At 52.3% G+C, this 14448-nt stretch carries 13 protein-coding genes and 1 pseudogene; 9 read left to right on the plus strand and 5 right to left on the minus strand.

The window, feature by feature from the left end:
* Positions 1-37: 37 nt before the first annotated feature.
* From murC to lpxC, 5 genes and pseudogenes are all read left to right on the plus strand, one after another.
* A complete protein-coding gene (gene murC / locus DPA2511_RS03360) occupies positions 38-1498 on the plus strand; it encodes a UDP-N-acetylmuramate--L-alanine ligase (RefSeq protein WP_012764279.1) in 1461 nt (486 codons plus the stop codon).
* Positions 1499-1622: 124 nt separating this feature from the next.
* A pseudogene (ftsQ, locus tag DPA2511_RS20950) lies at positions 1623-2476 on the plus strand (cell division protein FtsQ).
* Entirely contained in the window at positions 2473-3729 is a 1257-nt protein-coding gene (ftsA, locus tag DPA2511_RS03370) for a cell division protein FtsA (RefSeq protein WP_012764282.1), read from the plus strand. The pseudogene ftsQ and the gene ftsA overlap by 4 nt, the downstream one beginning before the upstream one ends.
* 74 nt (positions 3730-3803) lie before the next feature.
* On the plus strand, positions 3804-4955 hold the full coding sequence (ftsZ, locus tag DPA2511_RS03375) for a cell division protein FtsZ (RefSeq protein WP_012764283.1): 1152 nt from the start codon (positions 3804-3806) through the stop codon (positions 4953-4955).
* A 94-nt stretch (positions 4956-5049) separates the two neighbouring features.
* The gene (gene lpxC, locus DPA2511_RS03380) at positions 5050-5967 is read left to right on the plus strand and encodes a UDP-3-O-acyl-N-acetylglucosamine deacetylase (protein WP_023638138.1); all 918 of its coding nucleotides are present in this window, start codon (positions 5050-5052) and stop codon (positions 5965-5967) included.
* Between the two features lie 14 nt (positions 5968-5981).
* On the opposite strand, the gene DPA2511_RS22575 is transcribed toward lpxC, so the two are convergent.
* Entirely contained in the window at positions 5982-6506 is a 525-nt protein-coding gene (locus DPA2511_RS22575; RefSeq protein WP_012764285.1) for a DUF721 domain-containing protein, read from the minus strand.
* A gap of 26 nt (positions 6507-6532) precedes the next feature.
* Between DPA2511_RS22575 and secM the strand changes: the two genes are divergently transcribed.
* From secM to mutT, 3 genes are all read left to right on the plus strand, one after another.
* Entirely contained in the window at positions 6533-7036 is a 504-nt protein-coding gene (secM, locus tag DPA2511_RS03385; protein WP_023638139.1) for a secA translation cis-regulator SecM, read from the plus strand.
* Between the two features lie 98 nt (positions 7037-7134).
* Positions 7135-9828 (plus strand): preprotein translocase subunit SecA, encoded by a 2694-nt coding sequence (secA, locus tag DPA2511_RS03390; RefSeq protein ID WP_012764287.1) that lies wholly within the window; start codon positions 7135-7137, stop codon positions 9826-9828.
* A gap of 182 nt (positions 9829-10010) precedes the next feature.
* On the plus strand, positions 10011-10415 hold the full coding sequence (gene mutT, locus DPA2511_RS03400; protein WP_012764289.1) for an 8-oxo-dGTP diphosphatase MutT: 405 nt from the start codon (positions 10011-10013) through the stop codon (positions 10413-10415).
* 9 nt (positions 10416-10424) lie between these two features.
* Here the strand turns inward: mutT and yacG are convergent, their stop codons facing one another.
* The 3 genes from yacG to coaE are packed head-to-tail and all read right to left on the minus strand — an operon-like array spanning position 10425 to position 12021.
* On the minus strand, positions 10425-10610 hold the full coding sequence (gene yacG / locus DPA2511_RS22580) for a DNA gyrase inhibitor YacG (protein ID WP_071597697.1): 186 nt from the start codon (positions 10608-10610) through the stop codon (positions 10425-10427).
* Between the two features lie 39 nt (positions 10611-10649).
* Positions 10650-11402, minus strand: coding sequence for a cell division protein ZapD (gene zapD, locus DPA2511_RS03405; protein WP_012764291.1), 753 nt, complete (start codon positions 11400-11402; stop codon positions 10650-10652).
* Positions 11395-12021, minus strand: a complete 627-nt coding sequence (gene coaE / locus DPA2511_RS03410) for a dephospho-CoA kinase (RefSeq protein WP_012764292.1) — start codon at positions 12019-12021, stop codon at positions 11395-11397. The genes zapD and coaE overlap by 8 nt, the downstream gene beginning before the upstream one ends.
* Positions 12022-12170: 149 nt before the next feature.
* On the opposite strand from coaE, the gene DPA2511_RS03415 reads away from it, so the two are divergent.
* Entirely contained in the window at positions 12171-13211 is a 1041-nt protein-coding gene (locus tag DPA2511_RS03415) for a GMP reductase (protein WP_012764293.1), read from the plus strand.
* 27 nt (positions 13212-13238) lie between these two features.
* Here DPA2511_RS03415 and hofC read toward each other — a convergent pair whose 3' ends face one another.
* Positions 13239-14441: a protein transport protein HofC gene (gene hofC, locus DPA2511_RS03420; RefSeq protein WP_012764294.1), complete on the minus strand. Its 1203-nt coding sequence runs from the start codon at positions 14439-14441 to the stop codon at positions 13239-13241.
* Between the last annotated feature and the right edge of the window lie 7 nt (positions 14442-14448).

Raw genomic sequence — 14448 nt, forward strand, 5'->3', positions numbered from 1 at the left:
CGTGCGTTCGGCGTTGATTAGGTTGCAATAGAAGAAAGTGAATACACAAGAATTGGCGAAACTGCGTTCTATCGTGCCCGAGATGCATCGCGTCCGGCACATCCATTTTGTCGGCATCGGTGGCGCCGGCATGGGCGGTATCGCCGAGGTGCTGGCTAACGAAGGGTATGAAATCAGTGGTTCCGATCTGGCGCCGAATGCGGTGACTCAGCAACTGACGGAACTGGGGGCGCGGATTTATTTCAATCATCGTCCGGAAAATGTAAATGATGCCAGCGTGGTGGTGGTGTCAAGCGCCATTTCGTTGGACAACCCCGAGATACTTGCGGCGCATGACGCCCGCATTCCTGTGATTCGTCGCGCTGAGATGTTGGCGGAATTAATGCGTTTTCGTCACGGCATCGCCATTGCGGGTACGCATGGCAAGACGACGACGACGGCCATAGTGACCAGTATTTATGCCGAGGCCGGGCTGGATCCGACGTTTGTGAATGGTGGGTTGGTAAAAGCTGCCGGGACGCATGCTCGTTTGGGATCGAGCCGTTATCTGATTGCGGAGGCCGACGAAAGCGACGCCTCATTCCTGCATCTGCAGCCGATGGTGGCAATTGTCACTAATATCGAGGCGGATCACATGGATACGTATCAGGGGGATTTTGAGAATCTTAAGCAGACATTTATCAACTTCCTGCACAATCTGCCGTTTTATGGTCATGCGGTGATGTGCCTGGACGATCCTGTGATTCGTGAGTTGCTGCCTCGGGTGGGGCGCCATATTACGACGTATGGGTTTAGCGATGATGCCGATGTCCGTGTCGCCGATTATCGTCAGGTGGGCGCACAGGGGCTATTTACCCTGGCTCGACAAGGTAAGCCGTTGTTGAACGTGACGTTAAATGCGCCGGGCCGCCACAATGCGCTGAATGCGGCGGCGGCGGTGGCGGTGGCAACGGAAGAGGGCATTGAGGATGACGCCATTCTGCGTGCGCTGGAACGTTTTCAGGGAACCGGCCGTCGGTTCGATTTTCTGGGTGAGTTCCCGCTGGAGCCGGTGAATGGCAAGAGTGGCGCGGTGATGTTGGTGGATGACTACGGTCATCATCCGACTGAGGTGGACGCGACCATCAAAGCGGCGCGCGCCGGTTGGCCGGACAAACGTCTGGTGATGATTTTCCAGCCGCATCGCTATACCCGTACCCGGGATTTGTATGATGACTTTGCGCATGTGCTGTCTCAGGTTGATGTGCTGCTGATGCTGGATGTTTACCCGGCGGGCGAAGCGCCGATCCCCGGTGCCGATAGTCGTTCGTTGTGTCGTACCATTCGCGGGCGCGGCAAGATCGACCCGATTATGGTGCCGGATGTGGAGAATTTGCCGGAATTACTGGCGCAAGCGCTGCAAAACGGCGACTTGGTACTGGCTCAAGGTGCGGGCAGCGTCGGCAAGCTGGCTCGTCGTCTGGCTGAAACCCGGCTGCAGCCGCAGATCAGGAATTAAGGCTGATGTCGGGCAAGATGGGAGTACCGGTGGCCTGTGTTTTAACCGGATGGGTTGTGGCGGTGAAGCGTGACGGGTGTTGTGGCGTTCACGCGATGGCCCGTGTAGGCGCTGGTTGACGATTATGTCACAGGCGGCGCTGAACGCGCGCGGACGTGAGCCGGAAAGTGGCGTGCGTCGTAGCAATGGCAGTCAACTGGCGGGTATTTTTTCCTGCTGCTGGTGATGGGTACCATTCTGTGGGGTAGCTGGATGGTACTGGGATGGATGAAGGATGCCAGCCGGCTGCCGTTGTCAAAACTGGTGGTGACTGGAGAACGGCGCTATACCACCAATGATGATATCCGACAGGCCATTTTGTCGTTAGGCGCGCCGGGGACATTTATGACCCAGGATGTGAATGTCCTTCAGCAACAGATAGAGCGGTTGCCCTGGATAAAACAGGCGAGTGTGCGGAAGCAATGGCCGGATGAATTAAAGATTCATCTGGTTGAATATGAACCTTATGCGCGCTGGAATGACCAGCTAATGGTTGATAGTGAAGGAAATTCTTTCAGCGTTCCCCCCGAGCGCATCGGCAATAAAAAAATGCCGATGTTGTATGGCCCGGAGGGTAGTGAAGAGGATGTGCTGGAAGGGTATCGGAGCATAAGTCAGACACTGGCTGCCGATAAGTTCAATGTGAAGATGGTGGCCATGACGGCGCGTCATTCATGGCAGGTTGGTCTGGAAGACGATATTCGACTGAACCTGGGGCGTGACGATCGCGCACGGCGTTTGGCGCGTTTTCTGGAGCTGTACCCGCTGTTACAGCGGCAGGCTCAGAGCGAAAACAAACGCATCGGCTATGTGGATCTCCGGTATGACACCGGTGCGGCAGTGGGTTGGAATCAGGCATTTATTGATCAGCAAAAAGACATTGATCAGCAGAAGAACGGTAATCAGCAACAAAATCAGGCACAGGCTAAACAGCAATGATCAAGTCGACGGATAGAAAACTGGTAGTTGGGCTGGAAATCGGTACAGCAAAAGTTGCTGCGCTGGTAGGGGAAGTTCTGCCAGATGGCATGATCAATATCATCGGTGTGGGCAGTTGCCCGTCTCGCGGTATGGATAAAGGCGGGGTTAATGATCTTGAGTCGGTGGTCAAGTGTGTGCAGCGGGCTATCGATCAGGCGGAATTGATGGCGGATTGCCAGATATCTTCCGTTTATCTGGCTTTGTCCGGCAAGCATATCAGTTGCCAGAACGAAATCGGCATGGTGCCGATTTCAGAAGAAGAAGTGACGCAGGATGACGTGGAAAGCGTAGTACACACCGCAAAATCAGTTCGTGTACGCGATGAGCACCGCATTTTGCATGTTATTCCACAGGAGTACGCCATTGATTATCAGGAAGGGATAAAAAACCCGGTGGGATTATCAGGCGTGCGTATGCAGGCCAAGGTGCATTTGATTACCTGTCACAATGACATGGCGAAAAATATTGTCAAAGCGGTTGAGCGCTGCGGCCTTAAAGTGGATCAGCTGATTTTCTCCGGCCTGGCATCCAGCTATGCAGTGTTGACGGAAGATGAACGTGAATTGGGTGTCTGTGTGGTCGATATCGGCGGCGGCACCATGGATATGGCGGTCTATACCGGCGGCGCGTTGCGTCACACAAAAGTGATTCCCTATGCTGGTAACGTAGTAACCAGCGATATAGCTTATGCGTTTGGTACGCCGCCGACGGATGCGGAAGCCATCAAGGTTAGATATGGCTGTGCGCTGGGTTCCATCGTCAGCAAAGATGAAACGGTGGAGGTTCCAAGCGTAGGAGGGCGTCCCCCCCGCAGTTTGCAGCGTCAGACGCTGGCTGAAGTGATTGAACCGCGTTACACCGAATTGCTTAATCTGGTGAACGACGAACTTTTGCAGTTGCAGGAGCAGTTGCGTCAACAGGGCGTGAAACACCACCTGGCGGCAGGGATAGTATTGACCGGGGGAGCCGCTCAGATTGACGGCCTGGCAGCTTGTGCGCAACGTGTATTTCACACCCAGGTGCGCATTGGGCAGCCGCTGAATATAACAGGATTAACGGATTATGCGCAGGAGCCGTACTACTCGACAGCTGTAGGGTTACTGCACTATGGCAAAGAGTCTCATCTGAACGGTGAGCACGAAGTTGAAAAACGCGCCTCAGTGAGCAACTGGTTTAAACGCCTAAATAGCTGGCTGAGAAAAGAATTTTAGTGGTTATCTAAAGAGATCCCTAGCACAATTCTTTTGATCTCGAAGTAACACGGGCACAAAGACGGAGAGAAATTATGTTTGAACCAATGGAATTAACCAACGACGCGGTGATTAAAGTCATCGGCGTCGGTGGCGGTGGCGGTAACGCCGTCGAACACATGGTGCGCGAACGCATTGAAGGCGTTGAATTCTATGCGGTTAACACCGATGCCCAAGCGCTGCGCAAGAGTGCTGTTGGGCAGACGATCCAGATTGGCAGCGGGATCACCAAAGGTCTGGGGGCGGGCGCGAATCCTGAAGTAGGGCGCAATTCCGCCGAAGAGGATCGCGAAGCGCTGCGTTCCGCTCTTGAAGGCGCAGATATGGTGTTTATCGCGGCGGGTATGGGGGGCGGTACCGGTACAGGTGCTGCGCCCGTTGTCGCCGAGGTGGCCAAAGATCTGGGTATTCTGACGGTAGCCGTTGTCACCAAACCTTTCAACTTCGAAGGCAAAAAGCGTATGGCGTTTGCCGAACAGGGGATCGCTGAGCTGTCCAAACATGTCGATTCTCTGATCACGATTCCAAATGACAAGCTGTTGAAAGTGCTTGGCCGTGGTATTTCACTGCTGGATGCTTTTGGTGCGGCGAACGACGTGCTGAAAGGTGCGGTGCAGGGGATCGCCGAACTGATTACACGTCCTGGCTTGATGAACGTCGACTTCGCCGACGTGCGTACTGTCATGTCTGAAATGGGGTACGCCATGATGGGCTCAGGCGTGGCGCGCGGTGAAGATCGTGCGGAAGAAGCCGCTGAAATGGCTATCTCCAGTCCGCTGTTGGAAGATATTGATTTGTCGGGAGCTCGTGGTGTGCTGGTAAATATCACCGCCGGTTTTGATCTACGTCTGGATGAGTTCGAAACCGTGGGTAACACCATCCGTGCCTTTGCTTCTGATAACGCAACAGTAGTAATTGGTACATCTCTGGATCCGGACATGAATGATGAACTGCGTGTCACGGTGGTTGCCACAGGTATCGGTATGGATAAACGTCCTGAAATTACCTTGGTGACAAATAAGCAGAGCAGCCAGCCGGTAATGGATCACCGTTACCAGCAGCATGGTATGGCTCCGTTACCTCAGGAGAAACCGGCGGCCAAAGTGGTGAATGACCCGAGTTCGCAAACCAGTAAAGAGCCTGATTATCTGGATATTCCAGCGTTTCTGCGCAAGCAGGCCGATTAAGCGTCGGTTGGAATCTTCGCTCTTTGTGCTAAACTGTACCGCCGGCCTTAGTGTACCCTGAGGCCGTAGGTTCAGATGAATGCGAGATAATATGATGATCAAACAACGTACATTAAAGCGCATTGTGCAAGCGACCGGCGTCGGTTTACATACTGGCAAAAAGGTTACTTTAACTATGCGCCCAGCACCGGCGAACACCGGGGTCATCTATCGCCGTACTGACTTGAATCCACCGGTTGATTTCCCTGCGGATGCAAAATCCGTGCGTGATACCATGCTTTGTACTTGCCTGGTTAATGAGCATGACATCCGTATCTCTACGGTGGAACATCTGAATGCTGCTTTGGCTGGGCTGGGAATCGACAACATTGTCGTTGAAGTTGATGCCCCGGAAATCCCTATCATGGATGGTAGTGCAAGTCCGTTTGTCTACTTATTGCTTGATGCCGGTATCGAAGAATTGAACTGTGCCAAAAAGTTTCTTCGGATCAAACAGGCAGTGCGTGTCGACGATGGTGATAAATGGGCAGAGTTAAAGCCTTTTAATGGCTTTAGTCTTGATTTCACGATTGATTTCAAACATCCCGTCATCGATTCAGGTTCTCAGCGCTTCAAACTGGATTTCTCTGCTGATGCTTTTGTGCGCCAGATTAGCCGTGCCCGTACCTTCGGCTTTATGCGTGATATCGAGTATTTGCAGTCCCGTGGTTTATGCCTTGGCGGCAGTCTCGATAGTGCTATCGTCGTGGATGATTACCGTGTGCTGAACGAGGATGGCTTGCGTTTTGACGATGAATTTGTCCGTCATAAACTGCTGGATGCAATCGGCGATCTGTTCATGTGTGGTCATAACATCATTGGTGCATTTACGGCATTCAAATCTGGTCACGCGCTGAATAACAAGTTATTGCAGGCGGTACTGGCCAGACAGGAAGCATGGGAATATGTAACCTTTGAAGATGAGGCCGAAATGCCAGTCGCTTTCCGGGCTCCCTCGACCGTGTTGGCCTGACCCTTCTAGTTATTTTATTCAGACGACTGGTTTTCGCTGGTACTCTCTCCGGCTAGCGAAGCCAGTCTTTCTAATATTTTCTGCAACCTTTCCGGGCTTTGAGTCGCCAATCCTTTCAATATTTCTGCACTTTGCGGGCTGAGTATTCTTGGCGGTTGTCGGGATGTTGCTGATAGCTCCTGGGATGATTGTCTGACTTCGCTTTCATGTATATTTGCGGCCAGCGCTGGATTAATCCTGATGTCGATCGTTACTAATGATGGTAGTATTTGTTCGCGCAGGGCTGACAGCAATGCAGGTTGTTCATAGCGTAACCGCATTAACCAGTTTGCATTGGCTGTTTCCAGTATCAATAGCCCTTGACGGTAATTGGCAACCCGGCACCAGGGTTGCAGTGTTGATGGTAATAAGGCGCGAACGGTTTGGGTGAGCTTTAGTAATGCGGTTGCGCGTTTCTGAATGTCACGCAACGGATCTATCCCGCTTTGGGATGCACAGTCAAAGAATGACTCCAGTGATTGTGGCCGACTATCTCGCATAACAGGCTCCGACGGAAAGAAGATTTGTGATTGGTATTTTAAATCGTTGGCGACAATTTGGCAGACGTTATTTCTGGCCACATCTTCTTCTGGGGATGGTGGCGGCGACGCTTGGGCTGCCTGCCAACAATTTTACCGAATCGAGAGAGGCCTCTTCCCAGGCAAATTCTACATCAGCCATCAGCCGCCATAATGTTTCTTATTTTAGCCTCACCGATTTGGAAGCTCTCAAGGATACCAGACGTCGTTCTCCGCTCACGACCGATTACTGGCATCAGCATGCGATCCGAACAGTCATTCGTCATCTCTCATTTGCTTTCACACCGCATGAAACTGTCGTCCGGCAAGAGGTTGGAGCCTCTTTGCATCATCAGGTGTTGCTCGATACGCTGAATGCTTTGCTGATGCGTGACGCAAAGCCGCCGGTATCACCATTGTTGTCGGTAGTTCCCTCGATTTTTTCCATGCCTTACCAGTCAGGGATCTGGCTGGCCCAGTCTATGGGGATCCGCGCTGGTCCGTTGGTTTGATGCTGCGAACCTAAGCGCTGCGACCTGGATAGGCGCAGATTCCCTTTCTGATTTAGTGTCGTCATTAATATGACGGCTGTGTTGAGATATAAATCATTATGTTGATGAAATTATTGACCAAAGTTTTTGGTAGTCGTAATGACCGCACGTTGCGCCGGATGCGTAAAGCGGTTGAGGTGATTAATCGTTTTGAACCGGAGCTGGAAAAGCTTTCGGATGATGAACTGAAAGCGAAAACGCAGGAATTCCGCGAACGCTTGAAAAAAGGCGAGTCTCTGGAATCCATATTGCCGGAAGCTTTTGCCGTCGTTCGCGAAGCCAGTAAACGGGTTTTCGGTATGCGTCATTTTGATGTGCAGATGATTGGCGGCATGGTGTTGAACGAACGCTGCATTGCTGAAATGCGTACCGGTGAAGGTAAAACACTGACGGCAACATTGCCCGCCTATTTGAATGCATTAACCGGACGCGGTGTGCATGTAGTGACAGTCAATGACTATCTGGCGCAGCGTGATGCTGAAAACAACCGTCCGCTGTTTGAATTCCTGGGCATGTCGGTTGGGATCAACCTGCCAGGCATGCCGGCGCCTGCAAAGCGTGAAGCTTATGCGGCGGATATTACCTACGGCACCAACAATGAATATGGTTTCGATTATCTGCGTGACAACATGGCATTTAGTCCGCAGGAGCGTGTACAGCGCGAGCTGTATTACGCGCTGGTGGACGAAGTCGACTCCATCCTGATCGATGAGGCGCGTACTCCACTCATTATTTCCGGCCCGGCGGAAGACAGTTCGGAACTATACATGCGGGTGAATAAAATCATTCCGCATCTTATTCGTCAGGAAAAAGAAGACTCGGAAACGTTCCAGGGGGAAGGGCATTTCTCCGTGGACGAAAAAGCGCGTCAGGTTAACCTGACGGAGCGCGGCCTGATTAAGATCGAAGAACTATTGATGAATGCAGGCATCATGGAGGAGGGCGAGTCACTTTATTCACCGTCTAACATCATGTTGATGCATCATGTGACTGCCGCTTTGCGCGCCCATGCGTTGTTCACCCGAGATGTGGATTACATCGTCAAAGATGATGAAGTCATCATCGTCGACGAACATACCGGTCGCACCATGCAGGGGCGTCGTTGGTCTGATGGGCTGCATCAGGCGGTCGAAGCGAAAGAGAACGTCAAGATCAATAATGAGAACCAGACTCTGGCTTCGATTACCTTCCAGAATTATTTCCGTCTGTATGAAAAACTGGCAGGGATGACCGGGACGGCGGATACGGAGGCCTTTGAGTTCAGTTCCATTTATAAACTGGATACGGTGGTTGTTCCTACCAACCGCCCGATGATCCGTAAGGATTTACCTGACCTGGTCTATATGACGGAACAGGAAAAAATCAACGCTATCATTGAAGACATCAAAGAACGGACACAAAAAGGGCAACCGGTTTTGGTGGGTACCATTTCCATCGAGAAGTCGGAAGTGGTGTCCCATGCGTTAACTAAGGCGGGTATCAATCACAATGTTCTGAATGCCAAATTCCACGCCATGGAAGCGGATATTGTTGCTCAAGCCGGGCGTACCGGAGCCGTGACGATTGCTACCAATATGGCGGGTCGTGGTACGGATATTGTGCTGGGAGGTAGCTGGCAGGCTGAGGTCGCTCAGTTGGAAAGCCCGGACGACGCCCAGATCGCCGCCATCAAAGCCGCATGGCAGGAACGTCACGATGCGGTACTGGAAGCGGGTGGTTTGCATATTATCGGCACCGAGCGTCATGAATCGCGCCGTATCGATAACCAGTTGCGCGGTCGTTCCGGTCGTCAGGGTGATGCGGGGTCTTCCCGTTTTTATCTGTCTATGGAAGATGCACTGATGCGTATTTTTGCGTCTGAACGTGTGTCCAACATGATGCGCAAGCTGGGTATGAAAGAAGGGGAGGCTATAGAGCACCCGTGGGTCACCAAGGCGATTGCCAATGCTCAGCGTAAGGTGGAAAACCGTAACTTTGATATCCGTAAACAGCTGCTGGAATATGATGATGTCGCTAACGATCAGCGTCGAGCCATCTACTCCCAGCGTAATGAATTACTGGATGCATCGGATATCAGTGAAACCATCGACAGCATCCGCGAAGACGTATTCAAAGCGACGTTGGATGCACATATTCCTCCGCAGTCACTGGAAGAAATGTGGGATATCCCAGGTTTGGAACAGCGTCTGAAGAATGATTTCGATCTAGCGTTGCCGATTACTGAATGGCTGGATAAAGAGCCTGAACTGCATGAGGAAACACTGCGTGAAAGGATTTACGCTAAAGCTGTGGACGTGTACCGCAGCAAGGAAGAGGTTGTTGGCAGTGAAGTGATGCGGAACTTTGAAAAAGGCGTGATGCTGCAGACGCTGGATTCATTGTGGAAAGAACATCTGGCTGCCATGGACTACTTGCGTCAGGGGATCCACCTGCGTGGTTATGCGCAGAAAGATCCGAAGCAAGAGTACAAGCGCGAGTCGTTCTCTATGTTCGCTGCCATGCTGGAATCACTGAAATATGAAGTGATCAGCACGCTGAGCAAAGTTCAAATCCGAATGCCGGAGGAGATCGAGGCGTTGGAACAGCAACGTCGCGAGGAAGCTGAACGTCTCGCTCGTCAGCAGCAACTGAGTCATCAGGAAGAAACGGCTCCGCAGGGGGCTCCTTATGCCGATCGTAAAGTCGGTCGTAATGACCCTTGCCCTTGTGGTTCCGGCAAGAAATACAAGCAGTGCCACGGTCGTATTCATTAATCACACCGGGTTATTGTCGTGAAGTCGGACGCTGCCGTCGGTTTGACGTGATCCGATCGGCGCCAGGAGTCAACAATGGTGCAAGGTGTTCTGGTGGATGCCTTGCACCGTTGTTACGAGTGGGCGCTGAACGACGAGAGCGGAGCTGATGTTATGCAATTTTTCAGAAAGGAAAGAGGAACATGGCACTAAAACCTCTGTCAGTTGCAGTGGGTATTATTCGTAACCTGGAACACGAGTTTTTTATCGCCTGCCGTCCTGAAGGGGTTCACATGGCGGGTAAATGGGAATTCCCTGGTGGTAAGGTAGAGGCGGGAGAAACGCCGGAGCAGGCGCTGGTGCGTGAACTGCGGGAAGAGACCGGGATTGACGTCGTCAATCCACAGCATCTGGAGAATAAAACTTTCCCTGCCGGCGAACGCTTGATCACCCTGCACTTCTTTTTGGTTGAGGAATGGCGGGGAGAACCCTATGGCAGAGAGGGGCAACGTTCACGCTGGCTGACGGTTGAACAACTGGATGCCGATGAGTTCCCGCCAGCGAATGCGGAAATGATTCGCTGGCTGAAGAGCAATGCCGCCGAATAATCCCTGACTTCAGCGCTGGGGTTCACTCCAGTCGTCACTATCGGAAACATCTTCGTTGCTAGGTATGCGTTTTTCTTCGTCGGCCCATTCACCCAGGTCGATCAACTGGCAACGTTTACTACAAAATGGCCGGTAAATACTGTTCTCGCTCCACTCAACCGCTCGGGCGCATGTGGGACATTTTACAAAAGTCATCTCATCATTCACGATACATTTCCTGAAAACGGATGCCGCTTAGCAGCAGGCCAGTTCAAATACCAGCCGTTCCGGTATATGCCCATGCTCACTATCCAGCGGCAGGAAACGAATAGCGAACCGGGTTTTGTGGCCGGATATTTGCGGATAGACCTGGTGTTCGAGAGCAACCTGCAATCGTAACAGGTCGGCATCGGTCGCATTATCCTGATAAAAACCGTTAAGGCTAGTGAGATCCCGGAATGTCCCGGCGTGACGGATCAACTCCAGTACGCTGTCGAGAGAATGTTTCAACACAGCGATGCTATTCAGCCAGATATTGGCTTGTTGGCATTTTTGTTCCGGGAGCTGATGCAGCCAGATATGCAGTGTAGGCAAGTCGAAGCTGCAGCATCCACCGGGCAAGCTGAGCCGTTGCCGCACCATACCGATCAGTTTATCTTCCCGCAGCCCTTGTCCCATGCGGGGCGCCGCCGTCAACTCCGACGACAGGTTACGCAGTTTCTGGCGTAAGGTATGAATGCGCTCAATATCCGCTTCCGGCAACTCACTCCACTGCGCCAGTTTCTGCTGTTGACGCGCCAATTCTTTCAATAAGTCAGGGCGAACATCCCCCCGCTCGAGGATATCCAGTAATTCAGCTACAGCGCGAAAGAACGTCAGCGCAACGCCGATGTCTTTCAGACCACGATTGTCGTACATCTGTTGCAGTAAAAATTCCAGACGCAACCAGGTCCGCATTTTTTCATTGAGCGGATATTCAAATAGCACTGTTGGGGAAACGTCACTCATTATGGGTAATCCTGTCGGTTACGGATTCGGCCAGCGTAAGATAGTGCTGATGTAACCCGTTAATCCGCGAAGCAAGTGTGTTTGGATTGTTGTTATTGTCAATAATGTCATCAGCGCAGGCCAGCCGCTGCTCCCGGGTTGCCTGGGAGGCCAGAATACGTTCCGCCTGCTGGCGACTTACCCCGTCCCGGGCCATGGTTCTGGCAAGTTGTACCTCCGGTTCTACATCTACCACCAGAATGCGATCTGCCTGAGATTGCAGACTATTTTCTATTAGTAGCGGTACGACCCAAAGTGCGTAGGGGCTTGCCGATTGTCTGATTTGACGCTGTGTTTCCGCATTAATCAGCGGATGGAGCAATGCATTTAGCCAGTTTTTATCTTCCGGAACGGAAAAGATGCGTGTACGTAATGCGGCCCGATTTAATTTACCGTCTTCGTTCAGGATATCCCTGCCGAAATGTTGCACAATAGCTTTCAGCGCCGGCTGGCCGGGTTCAACCACCTGACGTGCGATGATATCCGCATCGACAACAGTGATGCCCAGCGCGGAAAACTGCTCTGCAATAGTGCTTTTTCCGCTTCCGATGCCGCCGGTAAGCGCTACGATGAATGTCATATTTGTGTGCTGAAAACAACAGGTAAATTTATCGGATTCTAGCCTAAATAAAGGAAGAATCGCAGTCTTGTCGCCTTATTATTCAGGCGTATCATCAATCCGGTGTGTCATGGGTGTTTTCAGCGTTGATCATTTCTCTGAGGCTTAACATGCGTATTGAAGAAGATATCAAACTGGGTTTTAAAGATGTTCTGATTCGGCCCAAACGTTCAACTCTGAAAAGCCGTTCGGATGTAGAGTTAGCGCGCGATTTTTCATTTCTGCACGCCGGTTGTCATTGGGAGGGCGTGCCGATTATCGCCGCGAATATGGATACAGTCGGCACATTCTCAATGGCCCGCGTACTGGCGACGCATGGGTTGCTGACTGCGATCCATAAACACTATTCCGTGGCAGATTGGCAACAGTTTGTCGGCCAGGAACCTGAGTCTGTTTTACGTCATGTCATGGTGTCTACCGGGACGTCAGACAACGACTTCGACAAGCTGAAACAGATACTGGCGCTGTCGCCGGAGCTGAAATTCATCTGTATTGATGTGGCAAATGGATATTCCGAGCATTTTGTCCGGTTTGTGCAAAAGGCGCGTGAAGCCTGCCCGGATCGGATCATCTGCGCCGGTAATGTTGTCACGGGCGAAATGGTGGAGGAGTTGCTGCTCTCTGGCGCCGATATTGTAAAAGTGGGGATTGGCCCAGGTTCGGTATGCACCACTCGGTTGAAAACCGGGGTAGGTTATCCCCAATTGTCAGCGGTTATCGAATGCGCTGACGCCGCACATGGTTTGGGTGGTCAGATTGTCAGTGACGGCGGGTGTGCCGTTCCCGGCGATGTTGCCAAAGCTTTCGGGGGGGGTGCCGATTTCGTGATGTTGGGGGGGATGTTCGCCGCCCATGAAGAGTGCGGTGGTGAAGTGATTGATGAAGATGGCCGCAAGCTGATGTTGTTTTATGGGATGAGTTCCGCTTCCGCGATGGAACGGCACGTTGGCGGTGTGGCGGAGTATCGGGCTGCTGAAGGGAAAACGGTGCGTTTGCCATTTCGTGGCCCGGTGGATAATACCGTGCGCGATATTTTGGGCGGGCTGCGCTCCGCCTGTACGTATGTCGGCGCGGCACGGTTGAAGGAACTCACTAAAAGAACCACGTTTATCCGCGTTTCCGAACAGGAAAATCAGGTGTTCAGTGCCTGATCTCCGGTAATCAGCGACCGCTGGCCGTCAGGCGCCGGCCAGCACATTGCCCAGCTGGAAAATGGGTAGGTACATCGCAATGACCAGCATTCCCACTATTCCCCCAACAATGGCGATCAATAAGGGTTCGATGGCTTGGGTCAGCGTATCAGTAAGCTCTTGGGTGTGTTTTTCATACCAACGCGCCAACTGGTTGAATAACTGATCCAGCGCGCCGGTTTCCTCCCCAACCCGAATCAACTGGGGGCATGGGGCAGGGAATAGCCAAGGGTCGCCGATCGCCTGGGCGAACGACAGCCCTTGTTCGACGCCGATTTTTGCTTGTCGCAATGCGTGTCGGTAGAGCGGATGGTTGATCGCGCTTGCTGCGCTTAGACCGGCCGGCAAAGGGATACCTGCATATTGTGTCATCGACAGAGAATGGAATAACTGGCTCAGGCAGTGGCCGCGGATCAGTGCAGAGATCAACGGTAATTTCAGTGCCAGACGGTGTTCCAGTGTTCGCCATGCGATGCTGCGTTTGCGTAACACCGACAACATCAACGTCAGACACAGAAGTAACAGCAATGCGGGCAGCCCGTATTGGCGCAGGTTATCCGAGAACGATAACATCAGGCGGGTAAACCAGGGCAGCGGTGCATTAAATGTGGCATACAAACCGGCAAACTCCGGCAGAACCAGTGCTGTCATCAGCAGACCGACCAACATGCCGGCGACGATGACGAATACCGGATAACGTATGGCCTTCATGACGTTGCTCGCCAGCTGTTGTTGTGTTTCCTGGTACACGGCCAAACGAGCGCAGCATTCATCCAGTTTTCCGGTTAGTTCGCCGACGGCGAGCAGCGAGCCGCAAATAGCCGGAAAGATATCCGGGTAATCCCCTATGGCGTCTGAGAACGCTCTCCCCTGAAGAATCTGATGTCGGATGTCGCTCAACAGGCAACGCCAGCCGGCTTTTTCATGGTGTTCGCCAATCAGTGCGAGCGCGTCGGGAAGCGGTAAACCGGCCTGTAATAGTGAGGCGATTTGCCGCAGAATGACGGCCAGATGGGTACCTTTCCAATAACGAGGCGTGATATAGGCGCTCGTTGTCAGTTTTAACGGCTGATAGCCCTGCTCCAGTAAATGCTGATAGATTTGCCGTCGGTTGTACCCGATATGTTCGCCGGTACAAAATTCGCCATTACTATGGAGTGCCTGCCAGCGGTAAAGCTTCTGTAGTGCCATCGTTATC

This window comes from Musicola paradisiaca NCPPB 2511 (assembly GCF_000400505.1).
Lineage (GTDB): Bacteria > Pseudomonadota > Gammaproteobacteria > Enterobacterales > Enterobacteriaceae > Musicola > Musicola paradisiaca.